The sequence below is a fragment of the Paraniabella hibiscisoli genome, assembly GCF_022512515.1.
GTDB lineage: Bacteria > Bacteroidota > Bacteroidia > Chitinophagales > Chitinophagaceae > Niabella > Niabella hibiscisoli.
In genome coordinates, this window is record NZ_JAKWBK010000005.1 from 86,183 (window position 1) to 108,677 (window position 22,495).

The 22,495-nt window shown below is 42.7% G+C and carries 21 protein-coding genes and 3 pseudogenes; 12 read left to right on the top strand and 12 right to left on the bottom strand.

Annotated features, from left to right (window positions below; all coding sequences use genetic code 11):
* The first annotated feature begins 165 nt into the window (after positions 1–165).
* Positions 166–2,988, top strand: a pseudogene (locus MKP07_RS43460) (excinuclease ABC subunit UvrA).
* A 179-nt stretch (positions 2,989–3,167) separates the two neighbouring features.
* Here MKP07_RS43460 and MKP07_RS37145 read toward each other — a convergent pair.
* The 5 genes and pseudogenes from MKP07_RS37145 to glyA all read right to left on the bottom strand — a co-directional run.
* Positions 3,168–4,169, bottom strand: a pseudogene (locus tag MKP07_RS37145) (agmatine deiminase family protein); the annotation flags it as partial.
* Positions 4,170–4,325: 156 nt separating this feature from the next.
* Entirely contained in the window at positions 4,326–4,871 is a 546-nt protein-coding gene (locus tag MKP07_RS40785) for a nitrilase-related carbon-nitrogen hydrolase (RefSeq protein ID WP_394803785.1), read from the bottom strand.
* A 17-nt stretch (positions 4,872–4,888) separates the two neighbouring features.
* The gene (locus MKP07_RS40790; protein WP_262920251.1) at positions 4,889–5,200 is read right to left on the bottom strand and encodes a nitrilase-related carbon-nitrogen hydrolase; all 312 of its coding nucleotides are present in this window, start codon (positions 5,198–5,200) and stop codon (positions 4,889–4,891) included.
* A gap of 130 nt (positions 5,201–5,330) precedes the next feature.
* A complete protein-coding gene (locus MKP07_RS37155) occupies positions 5,331–5,684 on the bottom strand; it encodes a DUF4293 family protein (RefSeq protein WP_317236281.1) in 354 nt (117 codons plus the stop codon).
* A 169-nt stretch (positions 5,685–5,853) separates the two neighbouring features.
* Complete coding sequence (glyA, locus tag MKP07_RS37160) at positions 5,854–7,134, bottom strand: serine hydroxymethyltransferase (RefSeq protein ID WP_240853055.1); 1,281 nt, start codon at positions 7,132–7,134, stop codon at positions 5,854–5,856.
* Positions 7,135–7,400: 266 nt separating this feature from the next.
* Between glyA and MKP07_RS37165 the strand changes: the two genes are divergently transcribed.
* From MKP07_RS37165 to MKP07_RS37175, 3 genes are all read left to right on the top strand, one after another.
* Positions 7,401–8,390: a sugar phosphate nucleotidyltransferase gene (locus MKP07_RS37165; protein WP_240853056.1), complete on the top strand. Its 990-nt coding sequence runs from the start codon at positions 7,401–7,403 to the stop codon at positions 8,388–8,390.
* A 100-nt stretch (positions 8,391–8,490) separates the two neighbouring features.
* Positions 8,491–9,423 (top strand): NAD(P)H-dependent flavin oxidoreductase, encoded by a 933-nt coding sequence (locus tag MKP07_RS37170; protein WP_240853057.1) that lies wholly within the window; start codon positions 8,491–8,493, stop codon positions 9,421–9,423.
* A gap of 63 nt (positions 9,424–9,486) precedes the next feature.
* Positions 9,487–12,135 (top strand): hypothetical protein, encoded by a 2,649-nt coding sequence (locus MKP07_RS37175; RefSeq protein ID WP_240853058.1) that lies wholly within the window; start codon positions 9,487–9,489, stop codon positions 12,133–12,135.
* Here MKP07_RS37175 and MKP07_RS37180 read toward each other — a convergent pair.
* Together MKP07_RS37180 and ggt are read right to left on the bottom strand one after the other, a co-directional pair.
* Positions 12,125–12,496 (bottom strand): DMT family protein, encoded by a 372-nt coding sequence (locus MKP07_RS37180; RefSeq protein ID WP_240853059.1) that lies wholly within the window; start codon positions 12,494–12,496, stop codon positions 12,125–12,127. The genes MKP07_RS37175 and MKP07_RS37180 overlap by 11 nt on opposite strands.
* Before the next feature lie 27 nt (positions 12,497–12,523).
* Positions 12,524–14,000, bottom strand: a pseudogene (ggt, locus tag MKP07_RS43465) (gamma-glutamyltransferase).
* A gap of 419 nt (positions 14,001–14,419) precedes the next feature.
* Here ggt and MKP07_RS37200 point away from each other — a divergent pair.
* The 4 genes from MKP07_RS37200 to MKP07_RS37215 all read left to right on the top strand — a co-directional run bounded on the left by MKP07_RS37200 (position 14,420) and on the right by MKP07_RS37215 (position 16,358).
* A complete protein-coding gene (locus MKP07_RS37200; RefSeq protein WP_240853063.1) occupies positions 14,420–15,175 on the top strand; it encodes a geranylgeranylglyceryl/heptaprenylglyceryl phosphate synthase in 756 nt (251 codons plus the stop codon).
* A 153-nt stretch (positions 15,176–15,328) separates the two neighbouring features.
* A complete protein-coding gene (locus tag MKP07_RS37205; RefSeq protein ID WP_240853064.1) occupies positions 15,329–15,913 on the top strand; it encodes an LLM class flavin-dependent oxidoreductase in 585 nt (194 codons plus the stop codon).
* The gene (locus MKP07_RS37210; protein ID WP_240853065.1) at positions 15,904–16,062 is read left to right on the top strand and encodes a hypothetical protein; all 159 of its coding nucleotides are present in this window, start codon (positions 15,904–15,906) and stop codon (positions 16,060–16,062) included. Before MKP07_RS37205 ends, MKP07_RS37210 begins: the two co-directional genes overlap by 10 nt.
* 32 nt (positions 16,063–16,094) lie before the next feature.
* A complete protein-coding gene (locus MKP07_RS37215; protein WP_240853066.1) occupies positions 16,095–16,358 on the top strand; it encodes a hypothetical protein in 264 nt (87 codons plus the stop codon).
* Positions 16,359–16,493: 135 nt separating this feature from the next.
* Here MKP07_RS37215 and MKP07_RS37220 read toward each other — a convergent pair whose 3' ends face one another.
* The 5 genes from MKP07_RS37220 to MKP07_RS37240 all read right to left on the bottom strand — a co-directional run bounded on the left by MKP07_RS37220 (position 16,494) and on the right by MKP07_RS37240 (position 19,612).
* Entirely contained in the window at positions 16,494–17,222 is a 729-nt protein-coding gene (locus MKP07_RS37220) for a M20/M25/M40 family metallo-hydrolase (protein WP_240853067.1), read from the bottom strand.
* A 247-nt stretch (positions 17,223–17,469) separates the two neighbouring features.
* A complete protein-coding gene (locus tag MKP07_RS37225) occupies positions 17,470–17,766 on the bottom strand; it encodes a hypothetical protein (RefSeq protein ID WP_240853068.1) in 297 nt (98 codons plus the stop codon).
* A 37-nt stretch (positions 17,767–17,803) separates the two neighbouring features.
* The gene (locus MKP07_RS37230) at positions 17,804–18,532 is read right to left on the bottom strand and encodes a LytR/AlgR family response regulator transcription factor (protein WP_240853069.1); all 729 of its coding nucleotides are present in this window, start codon (positions 18,530–18,532) and stop codon (positions 17,804–17,806) included.
* A gap of 13 nt (positions 18,533–18,545) precedes the next feature.
* Positions 18,546–19,325 carry a sensor histidine kinase gene (locus tag MKP07_RS37235; protein WP_240853070.1) on the bottom strand — a complete coding sequence of 260 codons (780 nt, stop codon included), beginning with the start codon at positions 19,323–19,325 and terminating at the stop codon, positions 18,546–18,548.
* Positions 19,322–19,612: a hypothetical protein gene (locus MKP07_RS37240; RefSeq protein ID WP_240853071.1), complete on the bottom strand. Its 291-nt coding sequence runs from the start codon at positions 19,610–19,612 to the stop codon at positions 19,322–19,324. Before MKP07_RS37240 ends, MKP07_RS37235 begins: the two co-directional genes overlap by 4 nt.
* Positions 19,613–19,775: 163 nt before the next feature.
* On the opposite strand from MKP07_RS37240, the gene dxs reads away from it, so the two are divergent.
* From dxs to MKP07_RS37255, 4 genes are all read left to right on the top strand, one after another.
* Entirely contained in the window at positions 19,776–21,077 is a 1,302-nt protein-coding gene (dxs, locus tag MKP07_RS37245) for a 1-deoxy-D-xylulose-5-phosphate synthase (protein WP_394803783.1), read from the top strand.
* Between the two features lie 46 nt (positions 21,078–21,123).
* Positions 21,124–21,300, top strand: coding sequence for a hypothetical protein (locus tag MKP07_RS43470; protein WP_394803786.1), 177 nt, complete (start codon positions 21,124–21,126; stop codon positions 21,298–21,300).
* A 25-nt stretch (positions 21,301–21,325) separates the two neighbouring features.
* The gene (locus tag MKP07_RS37250; RefSeq protein WP_240853088.1) at positions 21,326–21,700 is read left to right on the top strand and encodes a transketolase C-terminal domain-containing protein; all 375 of its coding nucleotides are present in this window, start codon (positions 21,326–21,328) and stop codon (positions 21,698–21,700) included.
* Between the two features lie 64 nt (positions 21,701–21,764).
* Positions 21,765–22,418 carry an outer membrane protein gene (locus tag MKP07_RS37255; protein WP_240853072.1) on the top strand — a complete coding sequence of 218 codons (654 nt, stop codon included), beginning with the start codon at positions 21,765–21,767 and terminating at the stop codon, positions 22,416–22,418.
* Positions 22,419–22,495 lie beyond the last annotated feature (77 nt).

Below are 22,495 nucleotides of genomic sequence, written 5' to 3' on the forward strand. Positions count from 1 at the left end.
ATTATTTTTTAACAAACTGTTGATTGTCAATAATAATATTTTAATGGAACCGGCTTCAACTGGGGGTGCTTGCTATTTCATCAAGATACGGAAAACGCCAAAAAACAAATCTTTTCTAAACAATTTTGCAGCTACTTTTGTAAGCAGTACAGGTAAAATTCAATAATGGCGGCACAGAAAAAATCTAATGGTGAAATACTGATCAAAGGCGCGAAAGTGCATAATCTGAAAGATGTAACCGTTAGTATCCCAAGAAATAAATTTATAGTTGTTACAGGTGTTTCTGGTTCGGGGAAATCTTCTCTTACCATCGATACTTTATATGCCGAAGGGCAGCGGCGTTATGCAGAAAGCCTCAGTGCTTATGCAAGACAATTCTTAAACCGGATGAATAAGCCGGAAGTAGATTATATTAAAGGCTTATGTCCCGCTATTGCCATAGAACAAAAAGTAATTACCCGAACGCCCCGCAGTACCGTAGGCACAATGACTGAAATCTACGACTATTTGAGGTTGCTGTTTGCCAGGGCAGGTGTAACCATTTCTCCGGTATCGGGGCAGGAGGTTAAAAAAGATGATGTGGCAGATGTTGTGGGAGCCATTCAGAAACTGCAGGAAGGAGATAAAGTTTTTATACTCGTAAAATTTAAACAACATCGCAACCGCGATATCAAAGAAGAGTTGAATATCCTCATGCAAAAGGGCTTTAGCCGTATTGCCATGGATACGAACGAAGCGGGTGGGGGAATGGACGTTAAAAGGATCGAGGACTTTTTGGAAATGGATGCCACCGCTTTAGCCAAATTATTCGAGGTTGGTAAGGGCAAAAAAGAAGGCGCCTATATTTTAATAGACCGTATAGTGGTGAAGGATTTTGATGAAGATGATATTCATCGCCTGGGAGATTCGATTGGTACTGCTTTTTATGAGGGAGAGGGGATGTGTATGTGGAAGTGGTTCCGCAAAAAGGAAAGAAAAAGTTATTAAATTTTAATAGCCGTTTCGAGCTGGATGGTATTGTGTTTGAAGAACCTCAGCCTAATCTTTTTCCTTCAATAATCCTTTAGGCGCCTGTCCTACCTGTGAGGGCTTTAGCCTGGTTCTAGGTATTGATAACGACCTGGTGATACCAGATAAGAGATTAAGCGTGTATGAAGGAGCAGTGGCACCCTGGAAGGGTGAGAAGCTGGGTAAATGGAAAGATGCTTTTGTAAGGAGCGCTGCCAAAGATAATTTTCCGGTACATAAGGCGATTGCCGATCTTACAAAGGAGCAATACAATTATCTGTGGAGAACAAGGGGAGGCATCAATGACTTTTTTAAAGAGGTAGAACAGAATTTGTATAAGGTTCAGTACCGGGTGTTGCTAAGCCGCTATAGAGGTAGAACAACCTGTCCTGATTGTAACGGGTATCGCCTTCGTAAAGAAGCGCTTTATGTGCAGGTGGCTGGAAAAAACATCGGCGAACTTTGTGAAATGCCGGCCCGTGATCTGAAGACCTGGTTTGACCAGCTGAAATTAACCAGTCATCAAAAAGAAATAGCCAAACGTATTTTAATTGAGGTTAATAATCGCCTGGATACGCTACTTAAAGTAGGTTTGGGGTACCTGACCATGAACCGGGTAGCGAATACATTGAGTGGTGGAGAAAGCCAGCGTATACAGTTAACCCGTAGCCTTGGGAGTAATTTAACCAACTCTCTTTATATACTGGATGAACCATCTATAGGTCTGCATTCGCGCGATACCAGTAACCTGATCAAAGTACTTAAAGAGCTGCGTGATCTGAATAATACGGTGGTGGTGGTCGAGCACGATGAAATGGTGATGCAGCAAGCCGATCATATTATTGATATGGGGCCTTTGGCCTCACATTTAGGAGGTGAGGTAGTGGCAGAAGGGGATTTTAAAACGCTTATCAAAAATCCGGAAAGTTTAACGGGTAAATACCTCAGCGGTGAGTTCTCTATAGCACCACCCAAAACCGTACGTAAGTGGAACCGTTCTATCAAAGTGGAAGGTGCAAGACATAATAATTTAAAAGATATTACCGTCGAATTCCCGCTTAATGTGCTTTGTGTAGTGAGCGGTGTAAGCGGTAGTGGTAAGACTACATTGGTAAAACAAATTTTATATCCCGCCTTACAAAAAATGAAGGGGAGTTTAGTGGCGATAAAGTGGGATTTCACAAAGCGATTACGGGCGATGTAGAAAGTGTGCAACAGATAGAAATGGTGGATCAGAACCCGATTGGTAAGTCTTCGAGAAGTAACCCGGTAACTTATATCAAAGCTTATGATGAGATCAGGGATCTGTTTGCAAAACAACCCTTAAGTAAAATGAGGGGTTTTCAACCCAAGCATTTCTCTTTTAATGTAGATGCCGGAAGGTGCGATACCTGCAAAGGAGAAGGCGAACAGGTTGTGGAGATGCAGTTCCTGGCCGATGTGCACCTGGTATGTGAAAGCTGCGGTGGTAAACGTTTTAAAGAAGAAATATTAGAGGTAAAGTACAAGGACAAAAGTATTTTTGATGTGCTGGAAATGAGCGTGGACGAAGCCATTGATTTTTTTGCAGATGAAAGAAAGCTGTCGGAGGCGATCAGGCCATTAAGCGATGTGGGATTGGGGTATGTAAAATTGGGACAGTCTTCAGATACTTTATCGGGTGGTGAAGCGCAAAGGGTGAAGCTGGCTTCGTTCCTCGGTAAGGGCAAAGCCAGTAACAAAGTGCTGTTTATTTTTGATGAGCCCACTACCGGACTTCATTTTCATGATATCAAAAAACTACTGGCTTCTTTTAATGCGTTAATTGAACAGGGGCATTCCATTCTGGTAATAGAACACAATATAGATGTAATAAGAAGTGCCGACTGGCTGATAGAGTTAGGACCTGATGCCGGAGATGGTGGTGGCGAGCTGGTATTTGCTGGTAAGCCAACTGATATTAAAAAGGTGAAAGAAAGTTATACTTCGAAATATATTTAAAAATGGAGCTTCTTCCGGAGATGATTAAAACATTAAGGAGTTAAGGATAGTTAAGGTCAAGGCAATGTGGTCAAAAATATCTCTCCTTCATGTAAACCACAAAGAGCCCATAAAATTACTGCAACAAAAAAGGTTGATATTTTTCGTATCAACCTTTTCATAAGATATTTATAGCAATATTATATAGCCGGTTCCTGCTGGCTTAAACAGTGAAAGCTGCCTAATCCCCAAATTATTTCGGTGGAATCAATGCCAATAACCGTTCTGTCTTTAAAATGTTCCTGTATGATTTTTAAAGCAGCATCATCCTTACTGCAGCGGTAAGTAGGCACTATTACCGATTTGTTAGCGATATAAAAATTAGCATACGAGGCAGGTAGTCGCTGATCTTCAAAAACCACCGCATCAGGCATCGGCAGCTCAATAATATTGAGTTGTTTGCCGTTCAATAAACGCATTTGTTGTAGTTGCTTCAGGTTGTTTTGGAGCAACTCATAATTTTCATCGTTTTTATTTTCTTCTATAACCGTCAATACCGTATCCTCGTTTACAAAACGAACCGTGTCATCAATATGCCCGTCGGTGTCATCGCCCACAATACCATCTTCTACCCAAAGCACTTGTTCTGCTCCATAGTAATTGTATAAGTATTCTTCTATTTGCTGCTGATTCAGGTGAGGGTTCCTGTTTTCGTTGAGCAGGCAGGCCGTAGAAGTAAGTATAGTGCCATTACCATTAAATTCGACTGAACCGCCTTCCATAACAATGCCAGGGTTAAAAACGGGCAGCCCGAATTGTTGGGCGATTTTTGTAGGCACCACATCATCCAGGTCGTAGGGAGGGTACTTATCGCCCCAGGCATTATATCCCCAGTCAACCACCACTTTCTTGTGCTTACCAGCATTAGGGTTGATCAGGAATGCCGGACCGTGATCGCGACACCAGGCATCATTAGTTTCATTAAAATAGAATTCGACTTTGGTAAGATCCACACCTTGTTTTTGCAAATGCTTTAATGCAAAAGACTTCATTTTTTCGTCTGTAACATTAATACGGACCAGTTCGTGCTTTGCCAATTCTTTAATAAAGTGTGCATAGTAAGGGTAGATGGTATTGAGCTTACCGGGCCAGGATGCTTCTTTATGCGGCCAGCTTAACCAGGTGGCTTCATGCGGGTGCCATTCAGCCGGGAAAAAATAGCCAAGTTGTTTGGGGTAAGTCCGGAAGTAGAAAAGTCAGTAAGTCCGGATGTTAGAGCGTCCGGATGTCCGGAAGTATTTGAGGTCATTTTATTTTAGTGAATTTTGTAAAGTACCGGTTTTTGAACTCCTCGCTGGTTAGTCTCCGTCAATATAGCGTTTGGTAATAGGCTGATAACTGTCAATTCTCCTGTCTCTGAGAAATGGCCAGTGCATCCGGAAATTGTCCGCTTCCTTCAGGTCCAATTCGACCACTTCGGTTTCTTCATTATCGTGTGAAGCAAGGTAAATCAGTTTACCCTGTCCGTTGGTAGCAAAGCTGCCTCCCCAGAATTTCATAGCGCCATTTTGCTCAAAACCAACACGGTTTACGCTTACTACAGGAATTCCGTTGGCTACGGCATGGCTACGTTGAATTGTTTGCCAGGCGTTGTACTGGTCTTTGTTGGTCTCTTCGTCCTGCTCTGTTGCCCAGCCAATGGCAGTTGGGTAAAACAAAATTTCGGCACCCATCAGGGCGGTGATACGTGCAGCTTCAGGATACCATTGATCCCAGCAGATCAGTATACCAATGTTTGCAAATTTGGTTTTAAATACTTTATAGCCCAGGTCGCCCGGTGTGAAATAGAACTTTTCGTAATAGGCAGGGTCATCGGGAATATGCATTTTGCGATATTTACCCAGGTAGCTGCCGTCAGCATCTAAAACAGCGGTAGTATTGTGGTATAACCCCTCCGCTCTTTTTCAAAAAGAGATGCAATGATCACAACGCCCAGCTCTTTCGCCAACGCACCCAGTACTTCGGTGGACGGGCCGGGAATCGATTCTGCCAGAGAAAAGTTATTATAGTCTTCTATATCACAGAAGTATAAAGAAGTAAAAAGCTCCTGCAGGCATACGATCTGTGCGCCTTTTGCAGCGGCTTCTCTTGTTTTTTCAATGGCTTTGTTCAGGTTTTCCTGTTTGTCAGCAGTACAGCTCATCTGAACCATGCCTATTTTTACTTTTGCCATAAATTACTTTTTTCTCAAGCACCGCTTAAGAAGTCGCAAAGGTACTTCAAAATGAGTGAAGGAATGATGCTTATAATCATAAAAAATGCGGAACCATTCAGCTCCGCATTCTTTTATTTTCTGCTGATTTTTATCTCAGCCGGTCCAGGTTTTTGATCAGTTTCTGGTCTTTTCGTATGCCTTGTATGGCAAAGAGAAAGCCCACCACAATTAATAGGGTCAGTAAAGCTGTTATTGCTATATTACCCGCCGAAAAATGCTGGCTATACACCCAATAAACGGCTATCAGTCCCAAAGAAGCTATCAGCCCCAAAAGGCTTAATTGAATCTGCTTTTTTCGATCTTTGAATAAGAAGATCGTTACGGCCGACAGACCCAGCACTAAAACAGTTAATAATATTAAATAGATATTATCAATTGCAGTAAGCTCAGGGCCTTCAACTCCAGTGGTTCCGGGTGTTACAACGCCACTGTAAAAGGGAATTTGAACGTTAGTCCGCTACTGATAGCAGAAAGCAATAACCACAATGTTTGTTTTCTTTGAATCATTTTTATAAGTTGAAATGTTAAACAGTTGATAAGCTGACATGAAGTAAACCTTGTTAACCCTGTCTGCCGCCAGGCAGGCTATCAACTTTTCAACGCTAAACTACTTATCCTAACTCAGGATACAGCGGGAACTGACCCATAAAAGCTTTTACCTCTTCTCTTACATCGCCGATCAGTTTTTCGTCATCAGCATTGGTAAGCACCCTGTCTATCAGGTCTACTACCTGTATCACATGATCTTCTTTTAAACCACGTGTAGTTACAGCCGGAACACCAATCCTGATACCCGATGTAACAAATGGCGACTTGTCATCAAAAGGTACGGCATTCTTGTTCAGGGTGATAAAAGCTTTGTCTAAAGTTTCCTGTGCTTTTTTACCAGTGATATTTTTATTACGAAGATCAATCAGCATCAGGTGGTTGTCTGTACCACCACTGATGAGGTTGTAATCTTTTGCTACAAAAGCTTTAGCCATTGCCTGTGCGTTAGCTACAATTTGCTTAGCGTAGTCGGTAAAGCTTTCATCAAGAATTTCACCAAAAGCTACTGCTTTAGCTGCAATGATATGCTCTAACGGACCACCTTGTATACCAGGGAATACCGCCAGGTCTAATAATTGAGTGATAGTACGTGTATTTCCTTTCGGATCTTTAATACCCCATGGGTTTTCAAAATCATGGCGTACCATAATAACACCACCGCGTGGACCACGCAATGTTTTATGGGTAGTACTGGTTACAATATGGCAATGATCAAAAGGATCGTTCAATAACCCTTTCGCAATTAAACCTGCGGGGTGAGCGATATCGGCCAAAACAATGGCGCCAATTTTATCGGCAACTGCGCGAATACGCGCATAATCCCAGTCGCGGCTATATGCAGAAGCACCGCAAATGATCATTTTAGGCTTTTCGGCCAATGCCTTTTGCTCCAGGTCTTCGTATTCTACTAATCCTGTCTCTCTATTTACGCCGTAAGAAATAACTTTATAGTGCTTGCCGCTGAAGTTAGCCGGGCTACCATGGGTAAGGTGTCCGCCCATGCTCAAGTCGAGGCCCATAATAGTATCGCCTGGCTTCAAAACAGCCTGGAATATGGCTGCGTTGGCTTGCGCACCACTGTGTGGTTGTACGTTGGCCCAGCTTAAATTAAATATTTTCTTTAACCTGTCGATAGCAAGGTTCTCAATTTCATCTACTACTTCACAGCCACCATAATACCTGCGCCCGGGATAACCTTCTGCATATTTATTGGCGGGTACGCTACCCATTGCCTGTAATACCTGGTAAGACACAAAGTTTTCTGACGCAATCAACTCGATGTCGTTGCGCTGGCGCTCTAATTCTTTATTGAGCAGTTCAAAGAGGATAGTATCATTTTGCATGGCGCAAAATTAAGGTTATACAAATTTTTATTGGCATATTTTACTCACAAGAGCCGTGTTTTTATGTGCAAATGCTAAAATTATCTGTAACTAAAGCTGAATTAGCTGCAAAAAGGACATACACCAAATAATTGTAGTCTGTTTAGCCTCAATCAAGAAAAACCGGTTGGCGTATCAATACAACCGTCAGAGTTTCATTTTTTACTTACCTTCACTTTTTTATAACATACTATAAACTATTAACCCCGGTCCGGGGTTTGTTATATATGAAGGCAATCATCCCTGTTGCAGGTACCGGAACTAAATTGAGACCCCATAGCTATACGCAACCCAAAGCGTTGATACCATTGGCGGATAGAACAGTCTTAAGCATCATTATCGATCAGTTGAAGGATGCCGGTGTAGACGAGTTTGTTTTTATAATCGGCTACCTGGGCGATAAAATCTATCATTATATTAAAGATAAGCATAGCGATATCGTTGCGCATTTTGTAGGACAGGAAGATAGAAGGGGAGTAGGCCACGCCATCAGCCTGGCAAAAGACCTGGTTAAGGGGGATGAAATACTGATCACCCTGGGTGATACTATTTGTGAGTACGACGTAAACGAAGTGTTGCGCAGTGAAGGCTCTTATATAGGTGTACGTAAAGTAGATAACCCGAGAGATTTTGGTGTTGCTGAAATAGATGCCAATGGAATTATTGAATCTGTAATAGAGAAACCGCATATCCCAAAGTCCAATATGGCAATGGTTGGGGTGTATAAAATAGTGGAAACGGATATCCTGTTTTCCTGCCTGGAAAAGAATATAACAGCCGGGCTGCTGACGCATGGCGAGTTCAGCATTACAGATGCGATACACTGTATGATAGAAAAAGGCGTTACTTTCAGATCTTTTAAGGTTGATAACTGGTTCGATGCAGGCAATAAAGAGACGCTGTTGAAATCGAATGCTACCCTGTTAAAGAAATTTGGTGTTGAGTCTGATGCCTCAAAATACCAGAACACCGTTTTGATTCCCCCTGTAAGTATTGGCGTGGGATGTTCTATTGAGAACTGTATTATCGGGCCTAATGTAACTTTGGGCGAATACACCAATATGGCTCAATCTATCGTTAAAAATTCGATAGTAGGAGCCTATTCCAACTTATATGATATTGTTCTGGAAGATTCGTTGATAGGCAGTGATACCAGTTTGAAGGGGGAGTCGAGAAGCCTTAATATCGGTGATAATACCAGTATTGATCTGGGATGATATAATAAATGACCAGGCTGGATGTTTAAGCTAACTATCCGTATCTCATTTATGCGATAAACATAGTATCTTCCGGTAAATTGCCTGAACCGGATGAATTATGTTGCGAACTAAAATTACCCAGCTTTTTAATATTCAGTATCCCATTATCCAGGCCGGCATGGTATGGGCCAGTGGGTGGAGGCTTGCCAGCGCGGTGAGCAACGCTGGTGGCTTGGGTATTATCGGCGCGGGATCTATGAATCCTGATTTGCTGAAACTGCATATACAAAAATGTAAAGCTGCCACGGCTCTTCCCTTTGCAGTTAATCTGCCACTTTTATACCACGGAATTGATCAACAGGTACAAACCATCATCGAAGAAAAAGTACCCATTGTTTTTACAAGTGCCGGTAATCCCAAAACCTGGACAGAAACATTTAAACAGGCAGGTATTATGGTTGTGCACGTGGTGAGCAGCAGTAAATTTGCCTTAAAGGCTCAGCAGGCAGGTTGTGATGCTGTAGTGGCTGAAGGTTTTGAAGCCGGCGGCCATAATGGCCGCGAGGAAACTACCACCATGGTGTTGATACCGCTGGTAAAAGCAGCTTTGGATATACCGGTAATTGCGGCCGGCGGTATTGCTAACGGACGGCAAATGCTGGCGGCCTTTGTCTTAGGCGCTGATGCAGTGCAAATGGGAAGCCGGTTTGTTGCCTGCCTCGAAGCTTCATCCCATCTCAATTTTAAAAATAAAGTAATCGATGCAATCGAGGGTGATACCCAAATGTCTATGAAAAAACTAACACCGGTGCGATTGCTTAAAAATGAGTTTTCTGATAAAATAGAAGCGGCTGAAAACCGTTGCGCCTCTTCCGAAGAATTAATTTCCTTACTGGGCAAGGGGCGTGCCCGCCTCGGTATGTTCGACGGAAACCTGGAAGAAGGAGAACTTGAAATTGGCCAGGTATGCGCCCTGATCAATGATCTTCCATCGGCAGCTTCCATAGTCTCAGCCACCTGGAATGAATTTGTAGAAGAAAAAAGAGAATAGCCTTACTTTAAACAGCCAAGCCCTTATGAGAATATGCCTGCTTCTAAGCTACCTTGTTTTTTAATGATCAATAGTGCCTCTGCCCAGTTGGGGCCGTTTCAGCGTAAAATGGAAAACCGGGATAGCATGGCTAATTTTTACGGCAGGGAAAAGATATTTGTTCATCATGATAAACCCCAATATCAAATAAATGATACAATGTGGCTGAAAGGCTATGTGGTGTCTGGTGTGATGAATATGGTTAACGATAGCAGTCGCATAGCTTATATTGAGTTTATCGATGCTAATGGATTATTGGTAAAACGCATCAGCGCTGTATGTGACCTTGGATTTTTTACAGTAATATTACTTTGGGAGAACAATTATTTCCACAGGGCAATTATACAGTGCGGGCGTATACAGAACGTATGCGCAGCTTTGGTGATTCGCTTTTTTCAAACCGTGATAAAAGTGATCAATCCCAAAGCTGAGTTGTGGAAAGCCACGTTAAATGAATGGAGCTTTGCAGACAATAAACTTTTTATTGCAGCCGGCTTACAGGGTGAGAGACAAGCGCCATTAACCAATAGCAGGGTTACGGTGGTGCTGAAATCAAAGAATAAAACTTTGTTTCGCAGGCGAATGATCACCGATGCAGGCGGGAATATCTATATTGATACTTTATTGAAAAACCAGGGGAGTAATAAGAATTTTCACCTGGAGATATCAAATAAAGACCTGGATCTTAAGATACCATTGCCAGGTAATGACAAAAATATTGATCTGCAATTTTTGCCGGAAGGAGGAAGTCTTATTGCTGGCTACCCGCAACAGTTAGGTTTTAAAGCTGTAAATATTTATGGCAAAGGAGTGGCTGTTAAAGGTGTGATCAAAGATGGAAAAGAGAACGTGATCGTGCCTTTTGAATCGGTTTATAATGGTATGGGTGTTGTAGCACTGACTCCCGTAAAAGGAGAAATTTATACTGCCTGGCTCGATGATGGATCAGCTTTTAAAATCCCGCCGGCAGATGCAGCCGGATGGGCTTTGCAGGTGCGTTATAATGACGGCGGTGATAGTATTATTATTAGGTTGGATACCAATGACCCGGCAGATACTACAGGTTGTTTTATAACGGGCAATACCCGGGGATACAATTTCCTGAAGGGTAGATTAAGAAATAAGCAACATCATGAACTTACACTGGCTACAGATATTTTTCCCAGCGGCGTAGCGAGGTTTACACTGTATAATGCAAAAGGCATACCGGTAAATGAGCGGGCATTATTTGTTTGGCACGGCGATGATTTGAAGCTACAGCTATCCCCGGCTAAAGACGCTTACCTTAACAAGGATAGTGTGGCACTAAGTCTCATCGCGAAAGATGAATTGACGGGTCCTATATTTGGGAGCTTTTCGGTGGCCGTATTGGATACAAGCCAGGTGCCGTTGGATATGGATGCTGAAAACCTTTTAAGTTACATGACTTTAAGCGGCGATGTAAATGGTAAGGTAGAAACTCCCTATTATTTTATAAAGCATCCGCGAAGCAAAGCCACAGAAGCACTGATGCTGACACAGGCTTGGGTGAGATATGATTTTGGCGATTCACCTGGGAAATATAGCTACGAAAAAGAGTTTGGGATAAGAGGTAAGGTTACCAATATTTTAAACAAGCCCTCACTCAATACCAATGTTACCTTATTCGGACGAGACGGTCGTAATGGCGTTTTTTTTAAGGATACGCTCACCAATAACGAAGGGGAGTTTTACTTCAGAAATTTTCCACTGTTTGTTACAGATAGTGTAAGTACATTGATCAAGGCTGTTAATAAAAGGGATAAGTCTTTTGGGATAGGTGTGGAAGTATTTAATAAAGAATACCCTGCGATACAGGAGCCGGAAACGGTGTTTGATCTCGCTAGTATTTTGTTTGACACGGCAGCCAAAAAAGCCATTGACCGGAGGACGGCAGTGATGGAACAATTAAGAAGGGACGGCCGCTATCTGGAGGAGGTGATCGTGACGGCCAAAGCACGTGTACCCGGCTCAAAAAACCTGAACGAAGATGGTGGTTCGGATCAAACCATAACGCAGTCGGTATTGGAGCAAACACCCAAAGATGATCTGCTTACCGTATTAGCCAAGCATATACCAGGCTTCCCGCGTATGAGGGGAGTACCTTTTGCCATAGGCAGAAGCCGGATAGAGATTGTAATAGATGGAATGGATCTGAAGTTTTTCGAAATGAGCCCTATTGATGTGTTACAGTACTATTCGGCAGAGGACGTTAAGGGAATAGAGGTAATGAGAAGCCCGCGATACTCCATGTCTTACCAGGTGCGTTTTAACGAGGGAAAGGTTGATTTTATGGATCCCCCTATTTATGTAGAAATTACTACCTACGGTGGGGTAGGACCTTTCCTTAAAAAAATGCCGGGAATGTATTTATTAAAACCCAATGCCCCTTCTGTGGGCCGCTTGTTTTACAGTCCGAAATACACATCGCCAGATGAGGAAACAGTGTTCCCTGATTTAAGGCAAACCATTTACTGGAACCCCGATGTAATTACTAATAAGAATGGCGAAGCCCGCATGTCTTTTTACACTTCAGAGAGCAAGAGTAGTTATCTGATTATTGTACAGGGAACTGATCTGAAGGGAGGTTTCGGGACACTAATTGCGCCGCTGAAAATAAAGACAGAAAAGGAGCAGGCAGCTGCTAGCCCTTGAAAATGAAATATACAGCAGCTATCAAAAGCACAAAGCCGATCAGGTGATTGATAGAAAGTTGAAAGTTATCGAACATCAGCTTCGAGAAAATAATAAACACTACCAGGGTTATTACTTCCTGTAATACTTTGAGCTGTACCAGGGAGAAAGGTCCACCGGTTTCAGAGGAGCCCAACCGGTTGGCGGGCACCTGTAAGCAATATTCAAAAAAGGCAATCCCCCAACTGATCAGTATAATGACCCACACCGAAGTGCTGGCATGATTGCTTCCTTTGCCAAAGAATTTCAGGTGTCCATACCAGGCAAACGTCATAAAAACGTTCGATAAAAACAGGAGACCAATTGAACTAAATGCTTTCATGTTTTTTAGCTAAAAAGTTATTAGATATTACCAGGTTGCCGCGCAGTCATCACCCCGGTTATCGGCCACTGCCTCAAACTGGCCATTAGGTAAAACTTTAATCACCTCAGTACGCCCAATCTGGCCTCGTTCTGTTAGCTGGTAGCCCATAGCCTGCAACTGGGCTTTGGCAGTGGTAGAGAACTTCTTTTCAATAAAAACCTCGTCTGGCAGCCATTGATGATGGAACTTAGGTTGATTGACTGCATCTTCGGTTGTCATCTTAAAATCGATGATATTTACAATGGTTTGAAAAACGGAAGTAGGAATAGTAGTACCGCCCGGAGTGCCAACTACGAGGAACGGTTTATTATTTTTTAGCACAATTGTTGGGGCCATCGAACTCAGCATTCTTTTACCCGGCTCAATAGCATTGGCTTTACCACCGATCGCACCGTAAAGGTTGGGAGATCCGGGCTTGGCGCTAAAATCATCCATTTCGTCATTTAGTAAAAAGCCTGCGCCACCGACTACTGTACGGCTACCATAATTATTGTTGAGTGTAGTAGTTACCGAAACCGCATTACCCAGGTTGTCGATAACGCTTAAATGGGTTGTTTCTTCACTTTCATAGCCAGGTACCATTCCTTCCAGTGTGATCCGGCTATTGCCTGCTTTCCCCGGTTCGTAATCCTTCATGCGGTTTTTCAGGTAGGTGTTAGCAGATAGTTCGGTTACAGGTACTTTGTAAAAATCGGCATCTCCCATATATTTAGCCCGGTCTGCATACGCCCTGCGTTCTGCTTCCACCATTAGTTGAACAGATGCTGCAGTTTGGAAACCCATTTTCGCAATAGGATAGGGCTCTATCATTTTCAGCATCTGGGTAAGCAGCAGGCCACCGCTGCTAGGCATAGGCATGCCTATTACGCTGTAGCCTCTGTAATCCAAACGTTGTGCCTCTCTGAATTTAGCGGTGTAGTTTTTAGATCCTCCAGGCTGATCAAACCCTTCCCTCGTTTCATCTCCTCCACGATCAGTGCTGCAGTAGTGCCTTCATAAAACCCTTTTTGTCCATTATCTTTTATCCTTTTCAGGGTATTGGCCAGGTCTGCCTGTATTAATGTGTCTCCTTTTTTCCATCCGCCGGTTTTTACGAAAACCGGGATTTGGGTATTGTATCGCTCAAAGGTTTCTTTGGCATTATTTAAAGACCTGGCTTCAGCTTCGGTAATTACAAATCCTTTTTCCGCCAGTTCAATAGCCGGTTGTATTAATACCTGCATGGATAATTGGGCAAACCGGTGCGACGCAAAAAGACCGGCTACGGTGCCTGGCACTCCGGCAGACAAATGCCCGTACAAGCTTTTATCATTAATGGCATTGCCGTTGCCATCTAAATACATGTCTTTGGTGGCTCCTGAGGGAGCTGTTTCCCGGTAGTCCAAAGCAATGGGCTTCTTGTTTTTTGTGTGGCAACCATAAAACCACCTCCGCCCAAATTACCTGCGCCGGGGTATACCACTGCTAAAGCCCATTGAGTAGCTATAGCCGCATCAAAAGCATTACCGCCTTTTTTAAGTATCAGCAAACCGGCCTGGCTAGCGAGTGGATGTGCTGATACTACCGCACCGTTTTTGCCGGTACTTTTTTAGTACTCGAATATTGGAATGCTGTAACCTGGGCCTGTATGGAACAGTTTACCGTAAGTAATAACAATAGCAAACGGATGCGCATCTTTTTTGAGAAAGATAATAATATTCAGGCAGATTATATTTGGGCGTTTCGTTGAAATGCGGGCTATATTTTATTATTATTTAATGGCCTCCTGGTTATTGGCAGATACCGTTATCCGGTAAGAGCCCTACCTATCATTTGCCAATAAATACGGTTTTTTAAAAAAGTTTTTGCATTTTTGCATAAACCTGCCTTGATCTAATGAAGATGAACATTTATAACTCCCTGTTGGAAAAGAAGAAGAATGCACAGAAGTCTTTTGTTGTGCTTATAGATCCGGACGGAGTAACAGCATCTTCTCTTGAAAAACTTATCCAGCTATCGCTAAAAACCAAGGTAGATTATTTTTTTGTTGGCGGTAGTTTGGTTATTTCCAATCATTTAGACGAAGTTATTCAGCAAATTAAGGCCAGCTGCGATATACCGGTGATCCTGTTCCCGGGTAGTCCCTCACAGGTAAGTAAATATGCGGATGCGCTTTTATACCTGTCCCTTATTTCCGGCAGGAACCCCGAATTACTGATTGGTCAGCATGTGGTTTCAGCTCCTTTTGTAAAAAAGAGCGGGTTGGAGATAATGCCTACAGGATATATTGTGGTTGATGGCGGAGCGCCTACCACCGTTTCTTATATCAGCAATGCGGCTCCTATCCCTTCTGATAAAAATGAAATAGCCATGTGCACAGCAATGGCGGGTGAAATGTTGGGTATGAAACTGATTTATATGGACGCCGGCAGCGGGGCTAAAACGCCTATCAGCGAAAGCATGATACAATCGGTAGCCCAAAATGTAGGTGCACCACTTATTATCGGCGGCGGCATAACCGACCCAGAAAAAGCTTATCTCAATTGTAAAGCCGGGGCAGACGTGGTTGTTATTGGTAACGCTATTGAGAAAGACCCTACGCTGATTGCCGAAATGAGCGAGGCTATACACGGCTCTTCGGTTAATGTTAATCTATAGTTATCAGTATCTTATAAAAATGTGGCGTTGGATATTAATATCCTGAACCGTCTACCAATAGCTGTTTTGCTGAGTGGTGCACTACTCTTCACAATACAGAACAATTCTCTTATTTCCCTGTTAATCATCTAAAATAAAGGAGATTCAATAACTATGGAACTTGGAATAGGTATGTTTGGTGATCTGCATGTAGATGCCAACGGAAAGCCGCAATCTGCACAACAGCGTTTACAGGAAATTATTGAGGAGGTAAAACTGATGGACCAGGTGGGATTGGACTTTTACGGAATAGGTGAGCACCATCGCCCGGATTATGCTGTTTCTGCACCTGAAATAATATTAGCGGCGGCTTCTACTGTCACTAAAAATATAAAACTAGGTAGTGCTGTTTCGGTTTTAAGCTCTTCCGATCCTGTGAAATTGTACCAGAGCTTTGCTACTGTTGATCTTTTATCCAATGGACGTGCCGAATTAATGGCGGGGCGTGGTAGTTTTATAGAGTCATTCCCACTTTATGGCCAGGACCTGGAAAACTATGACGCTTTATTTGATGAAAAACTAAGATTGCTATTACAGATCAATCAGCAGGATCCTATCTCCTGGAAGGGAAAGTTTCGTCCCGAATTAAAGAATCAAACAGTATTACCCCGCGCTATAAATGATCAATTGAAGATCTGGGTAGCCGTAGGCGGAACCCCGAATCAGTGGTGCGTGCTGCTACTTTGGGTTTGCCGGTAACGTTTGCCATCATAGGTGGTAGCCCGGTGCAGTTTAAACCATTATTCGAGTACAATAAGAGTATCTATCAGCAATCAGGACATGATATGGCTCAATTTGAAGTAGGTGTGCATGTTCATGCTTTTTCGGAGCTGATAGTAAAGAAATAGCAGAATATTATTATCCCATTTACGCAGCACAGATGGACCGCATTGGTCGTTCCCGTGGTTGGCCTCCTTACCAGCGCGCGCAATTTGACCGGGGGCGTGCTAAAGGCGGCCATTTGATTATTGGTGATGTAAATGAGTCGGTAGATAAGATTCTCGAACTACACGACCTGTTTGGGTTAACCCGTTTTTCAGCTCACATGGACGTAGGCGCCCCTTCGCACGAGCGTATGATGAAATCGATAGAAGTATTTGGAAATCAAATTGCACCAAAGGTGAGGGAAGCTTTGAAGAGATAGGGGATAGGGATTAGCTAGTAGCGAGTGGGTCGGTTGTAAGTAAATAGATATTATTGCTAATCGCGTTCTGTGGCATGGTAAAAAATAGCCAGCAGGCTACCCGCTGGCTATTTACAATTCTCTACCGGCTTGCTTCTATCTTAGCTCCTTGGTATCCACCCTCGTTGGCGTGTCTTTCCCTGAAACGATGGTTTGCGCACTAATGCCTATCGACTTAATAATTTCGGTCATATTTGCCAGGTCCAGGGTTTTAACTTCATCGCTCGCTTTGTGATAATTGGGTTCGCTATCCATTTTAGAGGTAGATATGGTATGCGCCGGAACGCCCAATCTGGCCAAGGTTGCGTTATCTGAGCGGTAAAATAATTGCTGGTCAGGGTAGGGGTCCGGATGAAAAGTAAAGCCGCTACCTTTCAGATTTTTCTGAAGAATATCGCCCATATTGGTTTTTTCGTAACCGGTAATATAAGCCGAGTTTTTACCCCATTTACTATCCGTGCCAATCATTTCTATATTAAACATGGCCATTACTTTTTCAGGAGATAGTTGTTTGCTGAAGTATTGCGATCCGAATCCACCCACTTCCTCCGCCGTAAATGCGGCAAAAATCAATGTTCTCTCATTGTTTTTCTGAGCTTTATAGTGTTTGGCCAGTTCGATAATAGCTGTAATACCAGACGCATCATCATTAGCGCCATTGTAAATACTATCACCATTTTCAGGTTTGCCAATGCCAATGTGGTCATAATGGCCTGAAAAGATCACATATTCATCTTTTAGTTTTTTGCCGGGTAATACTCCCACTACGTTAGCAAGCTTATTCTCTTTTATCGAATGAGTGGCTTTAACCGATATATCCTTCACATCTGTATTTCCTAAAATAAAAATAATGTCAGCGTCTGTTTTGAAGAAATTTCTTTTAGAAAAACCAGTCTGGAGAAACGATCGCTAAAACTTTCATCAACCTGGATCAACAAAGATTTGTCGCTCCCTGCCAACTCAAAAGCTTTGGAAAAAAGATTGTCACCAGCCTTTATTGTTGCTAACTGCAGGTTAGCAGATGTGAGATTTAGTTCCGGTTTCGAGGTTAAAACGATTATATTCTTTGGGTCTATTTCTTTACCCGCCGCCTGGGCGCTGATACTTTGCTGAGTAGCGCTAACCATAACAAAAGACTGAAGGTAGTTGCTGCCCGCCAAAGGCTGAAGCCCGGCTTTTTAAATTCGGTTGCGATGAATTCAGCCGCTTTGTCTATTTCCGGACTATATACTTTCCTGCCGTTCATTTCATCGGAAGCAAGAAAGCTGATGGTCTTAGTTACATCGGCCACTTTGATCTGCTGCGCAAATGCTATCCCATTCGTTAAAGTCAGCCCCGCGATAAGTGCTATTTCTTTTGTGTATCTCATATTTTATTTTGCTTGAAAAGTCTAAATATAAATTTTATTAAAAGCTCATTTTCTCTTTGAATTTCACCGTTTGACGTCTACTTATCTCTATTTTTTCTCCACCTCTTAATTCAACCAGTAGACCATTATTAAAATAGGGCTCTATCTTTTCCACCATGTGCAGGTTGATGATGTGTTTGCGGTTGGCCCTAAAAAAGGTTTTGGGGTCTAACCGCTCCTCCAGTGCATTTAGCGATTTTAATATCAGGGGTTTGTGCAGGCCAAAGAAAACCTTGGCGTAGTTGCCCACACTTTCAAAAAGCCTTACTTCGTTTAGTTTAATAAACCAACAACGGTCACCGTCCTTAACAAACACCTGGCTGTTCTCCGTGAGCATTTCACTGTTGGAGTAGCTTTCTTCCGTCTTTTGTTCCCGTACTTCCGCTGTAGCAATTTTTTTGATGGCGGCTTCAAGCCTTTTCTGATCAATGGGCTTTAACAGGTAATCCAGGGCATTTACTTCAAAAGCTTTTAGTGCATATTCATCAAAAGCAGTCGTAAAAATCACTTTGGGAACCCATTCCAGCTCGGTAAGCATTTCAAAACCCGTTTTACCCGGCATTTGAATGTCCAGGAAAATTAGCTCAGGCTGGTGGCTCGCGATCTTTTCAATTGCTTCTTCGGCATTAGAAGCTTCGTCTACCACGTCAATATCAGGAAATGACCGTAGCATTTTATTGAGCTCAGCTCGCGCAAGCCTCTCATCATCAATGATAATTGTTCTCATGAAAACTTATGTTTTATAAAGTAACGGGCAGCCTAAGTGTAGCGGTAACAACATTGGGAGATGACTGTTTGATATTAAAAACTGCATTGCTCCCATACATTAGTTTAAGTCTTTCCCGAATGCTCATGATTCCAAAACCTCCACCTTGCTGCTGCTCTTTTAATCTTCCCGTGTTTTCAACGCGTAACTCCAGTATATTATCGGACAAAGCAGCTACCAGTTTTACAAGTCCCCCATTAATTTCATGGCTGATGCCATGCTTGATCGCATTTTCCACCAGCATTTGCAACATCATCGGTGGTACAGGCTGACTGGTTGTTTTATCTTCGATATCATATTGTACCATTAACCGGTCTTCAAACCGCATCTGCTCCAATGCAAGATAATCTTTTATAATATTCAGTTCTTCAGTCAGCGGCACTGTTTCTGATTTATCAATATTGATACTGCTGCGGAGAATATTGCTTAATTCTGTAATGGCAGTTCTGGCTCTCTGCGGGTTTTCATCCACCATAGCTCTGATACCGTTCAACGCATTAAAAATAAAATGCGGATTGATATGAGTTTTAATGGTTTTAAGTTCCAGCTCTTTGATATGGGATTTTAGTTTAAGGTTGTCTATCTGCTCCCGTTGCGCTGCACTAACATAATGGTAAATGAAATAAACTGCACTCCAGATGATGAAATAAGAAAACCAAGCGAGAGAATTATTTAAAAATATGAGAATGAGTGATTTATTGGTGATTAAGATCTCTCCCTTGCTTAGCAGGCCCAGCGACTTGTACGCGATCATTTCCACAACACCGCAACGCAGGACGTAAGCAGGGTAAGGGCCAGGAATATCCAGATCTGGGTAGATGCCTTTTTGGACAATACTTTTAGCTTTAGGAGCACAATCCTGAGGCTATGCGTCATCAGAAGCCCCAATATGCTAAAACCGGCAGCCCGCTGAATCATCAAAAGCCGCTCTTCGGGCACGCTCATTTTATCGAAAGACCAGGCCCCGAAAATGTGCCACAAAAAGAAGCAACCCCAGCCAAAAAGCTGCAGAAGCCAGTAATGTTTTTTTCCTATGATCATGTAACAAATCTAACTAAAATGTGATCTTATACCGGCTCCAAAATTTACTAAAGGTAAACGAGGGGTATAAGTGGAGCTAAATGGATATACCCTACAGTTTGATCACACCAATTAACTATACGCATTAACAAATTACTTATTTTTGCGCAATAATTTTCTCTGAATGACTATCACTCCTGGTCCGTTATTACAAGCTGTAAATAGTCCTGAGGATCTTAAAAAGATCCCAATGGAAAAGATGAATGAGTTTTGCGAAGAGCTCAGACAATTTATTATTGACGTAGTAAGCGTTCACGGAGGCCATTTTGCGGCCAGTTTAGGAGTGGTAGAACTTACAGCAGCCCTGCATTACGTATACAATACGCCTTACGATCAGTTAGTTTGGGATGTGGGGCACCAGGCTTACGGGCACAAGATTATTACAGGTAGAAAGGATAGCTTTGAGACAAATCGCAAATATGGAGGGCTCAGCGGTTTTCCCAAACGAACCGAAAGTGAGTATGATACGTTTGGTGTTGGTCATTCGTCCACTTCTATTTCTGCTGCGTTGGGTATGGCCATGGCCGCCAAGTATAAAAGAGAGAAGGACCGGAAAGTGGTTGCTGTTATTGGTGATGGTGCTATGACCGCAGGTATGGCTTTCGAAGCGATGAACCATGCAGGCGTTGCCAATACCGATATGTTGATTATCTTAAATGATAATGGCATTGGTATTGACCCCAATGTAGGTGCATTAAAAGAATACCTTACAGATATTACCATTTCTCCTACCTACAATAAGATAAAAGATGATGTTTGGAATGCGCTGGGTAAGTTGCCGGTAGGCAAAAGTTTTACCCGGGCCATGGCTCATAAGCTTACCGAAGGCATAAAAGGTATGGTAAGCAGCAGTTCCAATTTATTTGAAGCCTTAAAACTGCGTTATTTCGGACCCATTGACGGTCATAATATCAGCAAGCTGGTAGATACTTTAAATGATCTTAAAGATATTCCCGGTCCTAAATTGCTGCACATTATTACAACCAAAGGAAAAGGATATAGCCTGGCTGAAAAAGACCAGACCAAATGGCATGCTCCGGGTTTGTTTGATAAAGTAACCGGCGAGATCTACAAAAAGAAATTTGATACGCCTCAGCCGCCGAAATACCAGGATGTTTTTGGTAAGACCATTATTGAGCTGGCTAAAAAGAATGAAAAGATATTCGGTGTAACACCGGCCATGCCTTCCGGCTCGTCGTTAAAGTACATGATGGAAGAAATGCCCGATCGTGCTTTTGATGTGGGCATTTGCGAGCAACATGCGGCAACATTAAGCGCAGGAATGGCAACCCAGGGTTTAAAAGTATACTGTAATATTTACTCTTCTTTCATGCAGCGTGCCTACGACCAGGTGGTGCATGATATTGCGATACAGAAATTGCCGGTAGTGCTGTGCCTCGATCGCGCAGGGGCTGGTAGGAGATGACGGACCTACACATCACGGGTGTTATGACATCGCTTATTTCCGGTGCATCCCCAATATGATCATCAGTTCTCCTATGAATGAGGCGGAACTGCGTAACCTGATGTACACTGCACAATTGGAATCAACAGAACTGCCTTTTGTAATTCGTTATCCGCGCGGTGAAGGTGTGATGCCGGAGTGGCAGACACCAATGGAATCTGTCGAAAATAGGGAAGGGACGTAAGTTAAAAGGAGGGCAGGATATTGCCATCTTATCTTTCGGTCATCCGGGTAACTTTGCAGCAGCTGCTATTCGTAGTGTAAAGCAGGAAGGTATAGATCCGGCACATTACGATGTGCGATTTGTAAAACCATTGGATGAGGCTTTGTTACATGAAGCGCTTACAACATATCCTAAAATTATAACTGTGGAAGATGGGACGGTTGTTGGTGGTTTCGGGTCGGCAGTGTTGGAGTTTATGGCGGAACATGGGTATAAAAATGAAGTAAAAATTATAGGAATACCCGACCGGATTGTAGAGCATGGTAGCCCTAAAGAACTGTACCGGGAATGTGGCTATGATGCTGAAGGCATTGCTACCGTAATTAGAGAAATGGCTGGCGTTAAAGTAACTGTTTATTAACAATTGAAGACTAATTTTGCGGCGGTCGTTATGACGATCTATGAATAAATCAAACATTAAATCAGTGAGAAAATATCTATGCCTGCTGCTTTGCAGCATTATCGTTTCTAAAATAAATGCACAGGAATATATTGGGCAAAAAAGTTACGCCGGAGCCACTGTGGGTACCTTGTCCTATGCGGGAATCTATAGTAAGGATGCGTCTCTTATCAGCCATACCTCTATGTCAGCTTCAGTTTTTTACGGGCACAGGTTAATATTACCTAAACAATTATTTATACGTGGAGAGTTAATGTTGGGAGAGATTGCTGCCGATAACAGGGACGAAGAGGAGTCCAGCAATCCGTTGAAAGGGGCTTTTCGCGGCTATTTGGTTGAGGCCTCCGCAAAGGTAGAGTATGATATTTTAGACTTGTATCGTCATAAATTTACGCCGTATGTAAATGGGGGCGTGGGGGCTTACTATTTATTCGATTATGAACCTCAGCAGGGAGATCCAAAAACAACCAGTGAAAGCTGGGGTATTGTGGCTCCTTTAGGTGCAGGCGTTAAATACATGCTGAATAAAAGAATTAAGGTATTTGCCGAAGGCAGTTACCGGTTCTTCCCTAAAAATCTGGATAATTTCCCTGATAAAACAATGAATAACGCCAACCGTTATTATTCACTTGCTGTAGGAGCTTCTTTTTCGCTTCAAAGGTTTAACCGGCTCTGGTAGGGTTGTACAATGCCAGGTTAACCGACCCTGGTTGATTTCTTTTCATAAAAAATTATGGAAACTGCTTTTTTGCGTCA

What these genes read in the sequence shown, in the direction of transcription:
- MKP07_RS40790 (WP_262920251.1), bottom strand. Translation starts at nt 5,200, where the DNA reads ATGGCAAAAGTAAAAATAGGCATGGTTCAGATGAGCTGTACTGCTGAC.
- glyA (WP_240853055.1), bottom strand. Translation starts at nt 7,134, where the DNA reads ATGCAAAATGATACTATCCTCTTTGAACTGCTCAATAAAGAATTAGAG.
- MKP07_RS37165 (WP_240853056.1), top strand. Translation starts at nt 7,401, where the DNA reads ATGAAGGCAATCATCCCTGTTGCAGGTACCGGAACTAAATTGAGACCC.
- MKP07_RS37170 (WP_240853057.1), top strand. Translation starts at nt 8,491, where the DNA reads ATGTTGCGAACTAAAATTACCCAGCTTTTTAATATTCAGTATCCCATT.
- MKP07_RS37175 (WP_240853058.1), top strand. Translation starts at nt 9,487, where the DNA reads ATGATCAATAGTGCCTCTGCCCAGTTGGGGCCGTTTCAGCGTAAAATG.
- MKP07_RS37180 (WP_240853059.1), bottom strand. Translation starts at nt 12,496, where the DNA reads ATGAAAGCATTTAGTTCAATTGGTCTCCTGTTTTTATCGAACGTTTTT.
- MKP07_RS37200 (WP_240853063.1), top strand. Translation starts at nt 14,420, where the DNA reads ATGAACATTTATAACTCCCTGTTGGAAAAGAAGAAGAATGCACAGAAG.
- MKP07_RS37205 (WP_240853064.1), top strand. Translation starts at nt 15,329, where the DNA reads ATGGAACTTGGAATAGGTATGTTTGGTGATCTGCATGTAGATGCCAAC.
- MKP07_RS37215 (WP_240853066.1), top strand. Translation starts at nt 16,095, where the DNA reads ATGGACCGCATTGGTCGTTCCCGTGGTTGGCCTCCTTACCAGCGCGCG.
- MKP07_RS37225 (WP_240853068.1), bottom strand. Translation starts at nt 17,766, where the DNA reads ATGAGATACACAAAAGAAATAGCACTTATCGCGGGGCTGACTTTAACG.
- MKP07_RS37230 (WP_240853069.1), bottom strand. Translation starts at nt 18,532, where the DNA reads ATGAGAACAATTATCATTGATGATGAGAGGCTTGCGCGAGCTGAGCTC.
- MKP07_RS37235 (WP_240853070.1), bottom strand. Translation starts at nt 19,325, where the DNA reads ATGATCGCGTACAAGTCGCTGGGCCTGCTAAGCAAGGGAGAGATCTTA.
- MKP07_RS37240 (WP_240853071.1), bottom strand. Translation starts at nt 19,612, where the DNA reads ATGATCATAGGAAAAAAACATTACTGGCTTCTGCAGCTTTTTGGCTGG.
- dxs (WP_394803783.1), top strand. Translation starts at nt 19,776, where the DNA reads ATGACTATCACTCCTGGTCCGTTATTACAAGCTGTAAATAGTCCTGAG.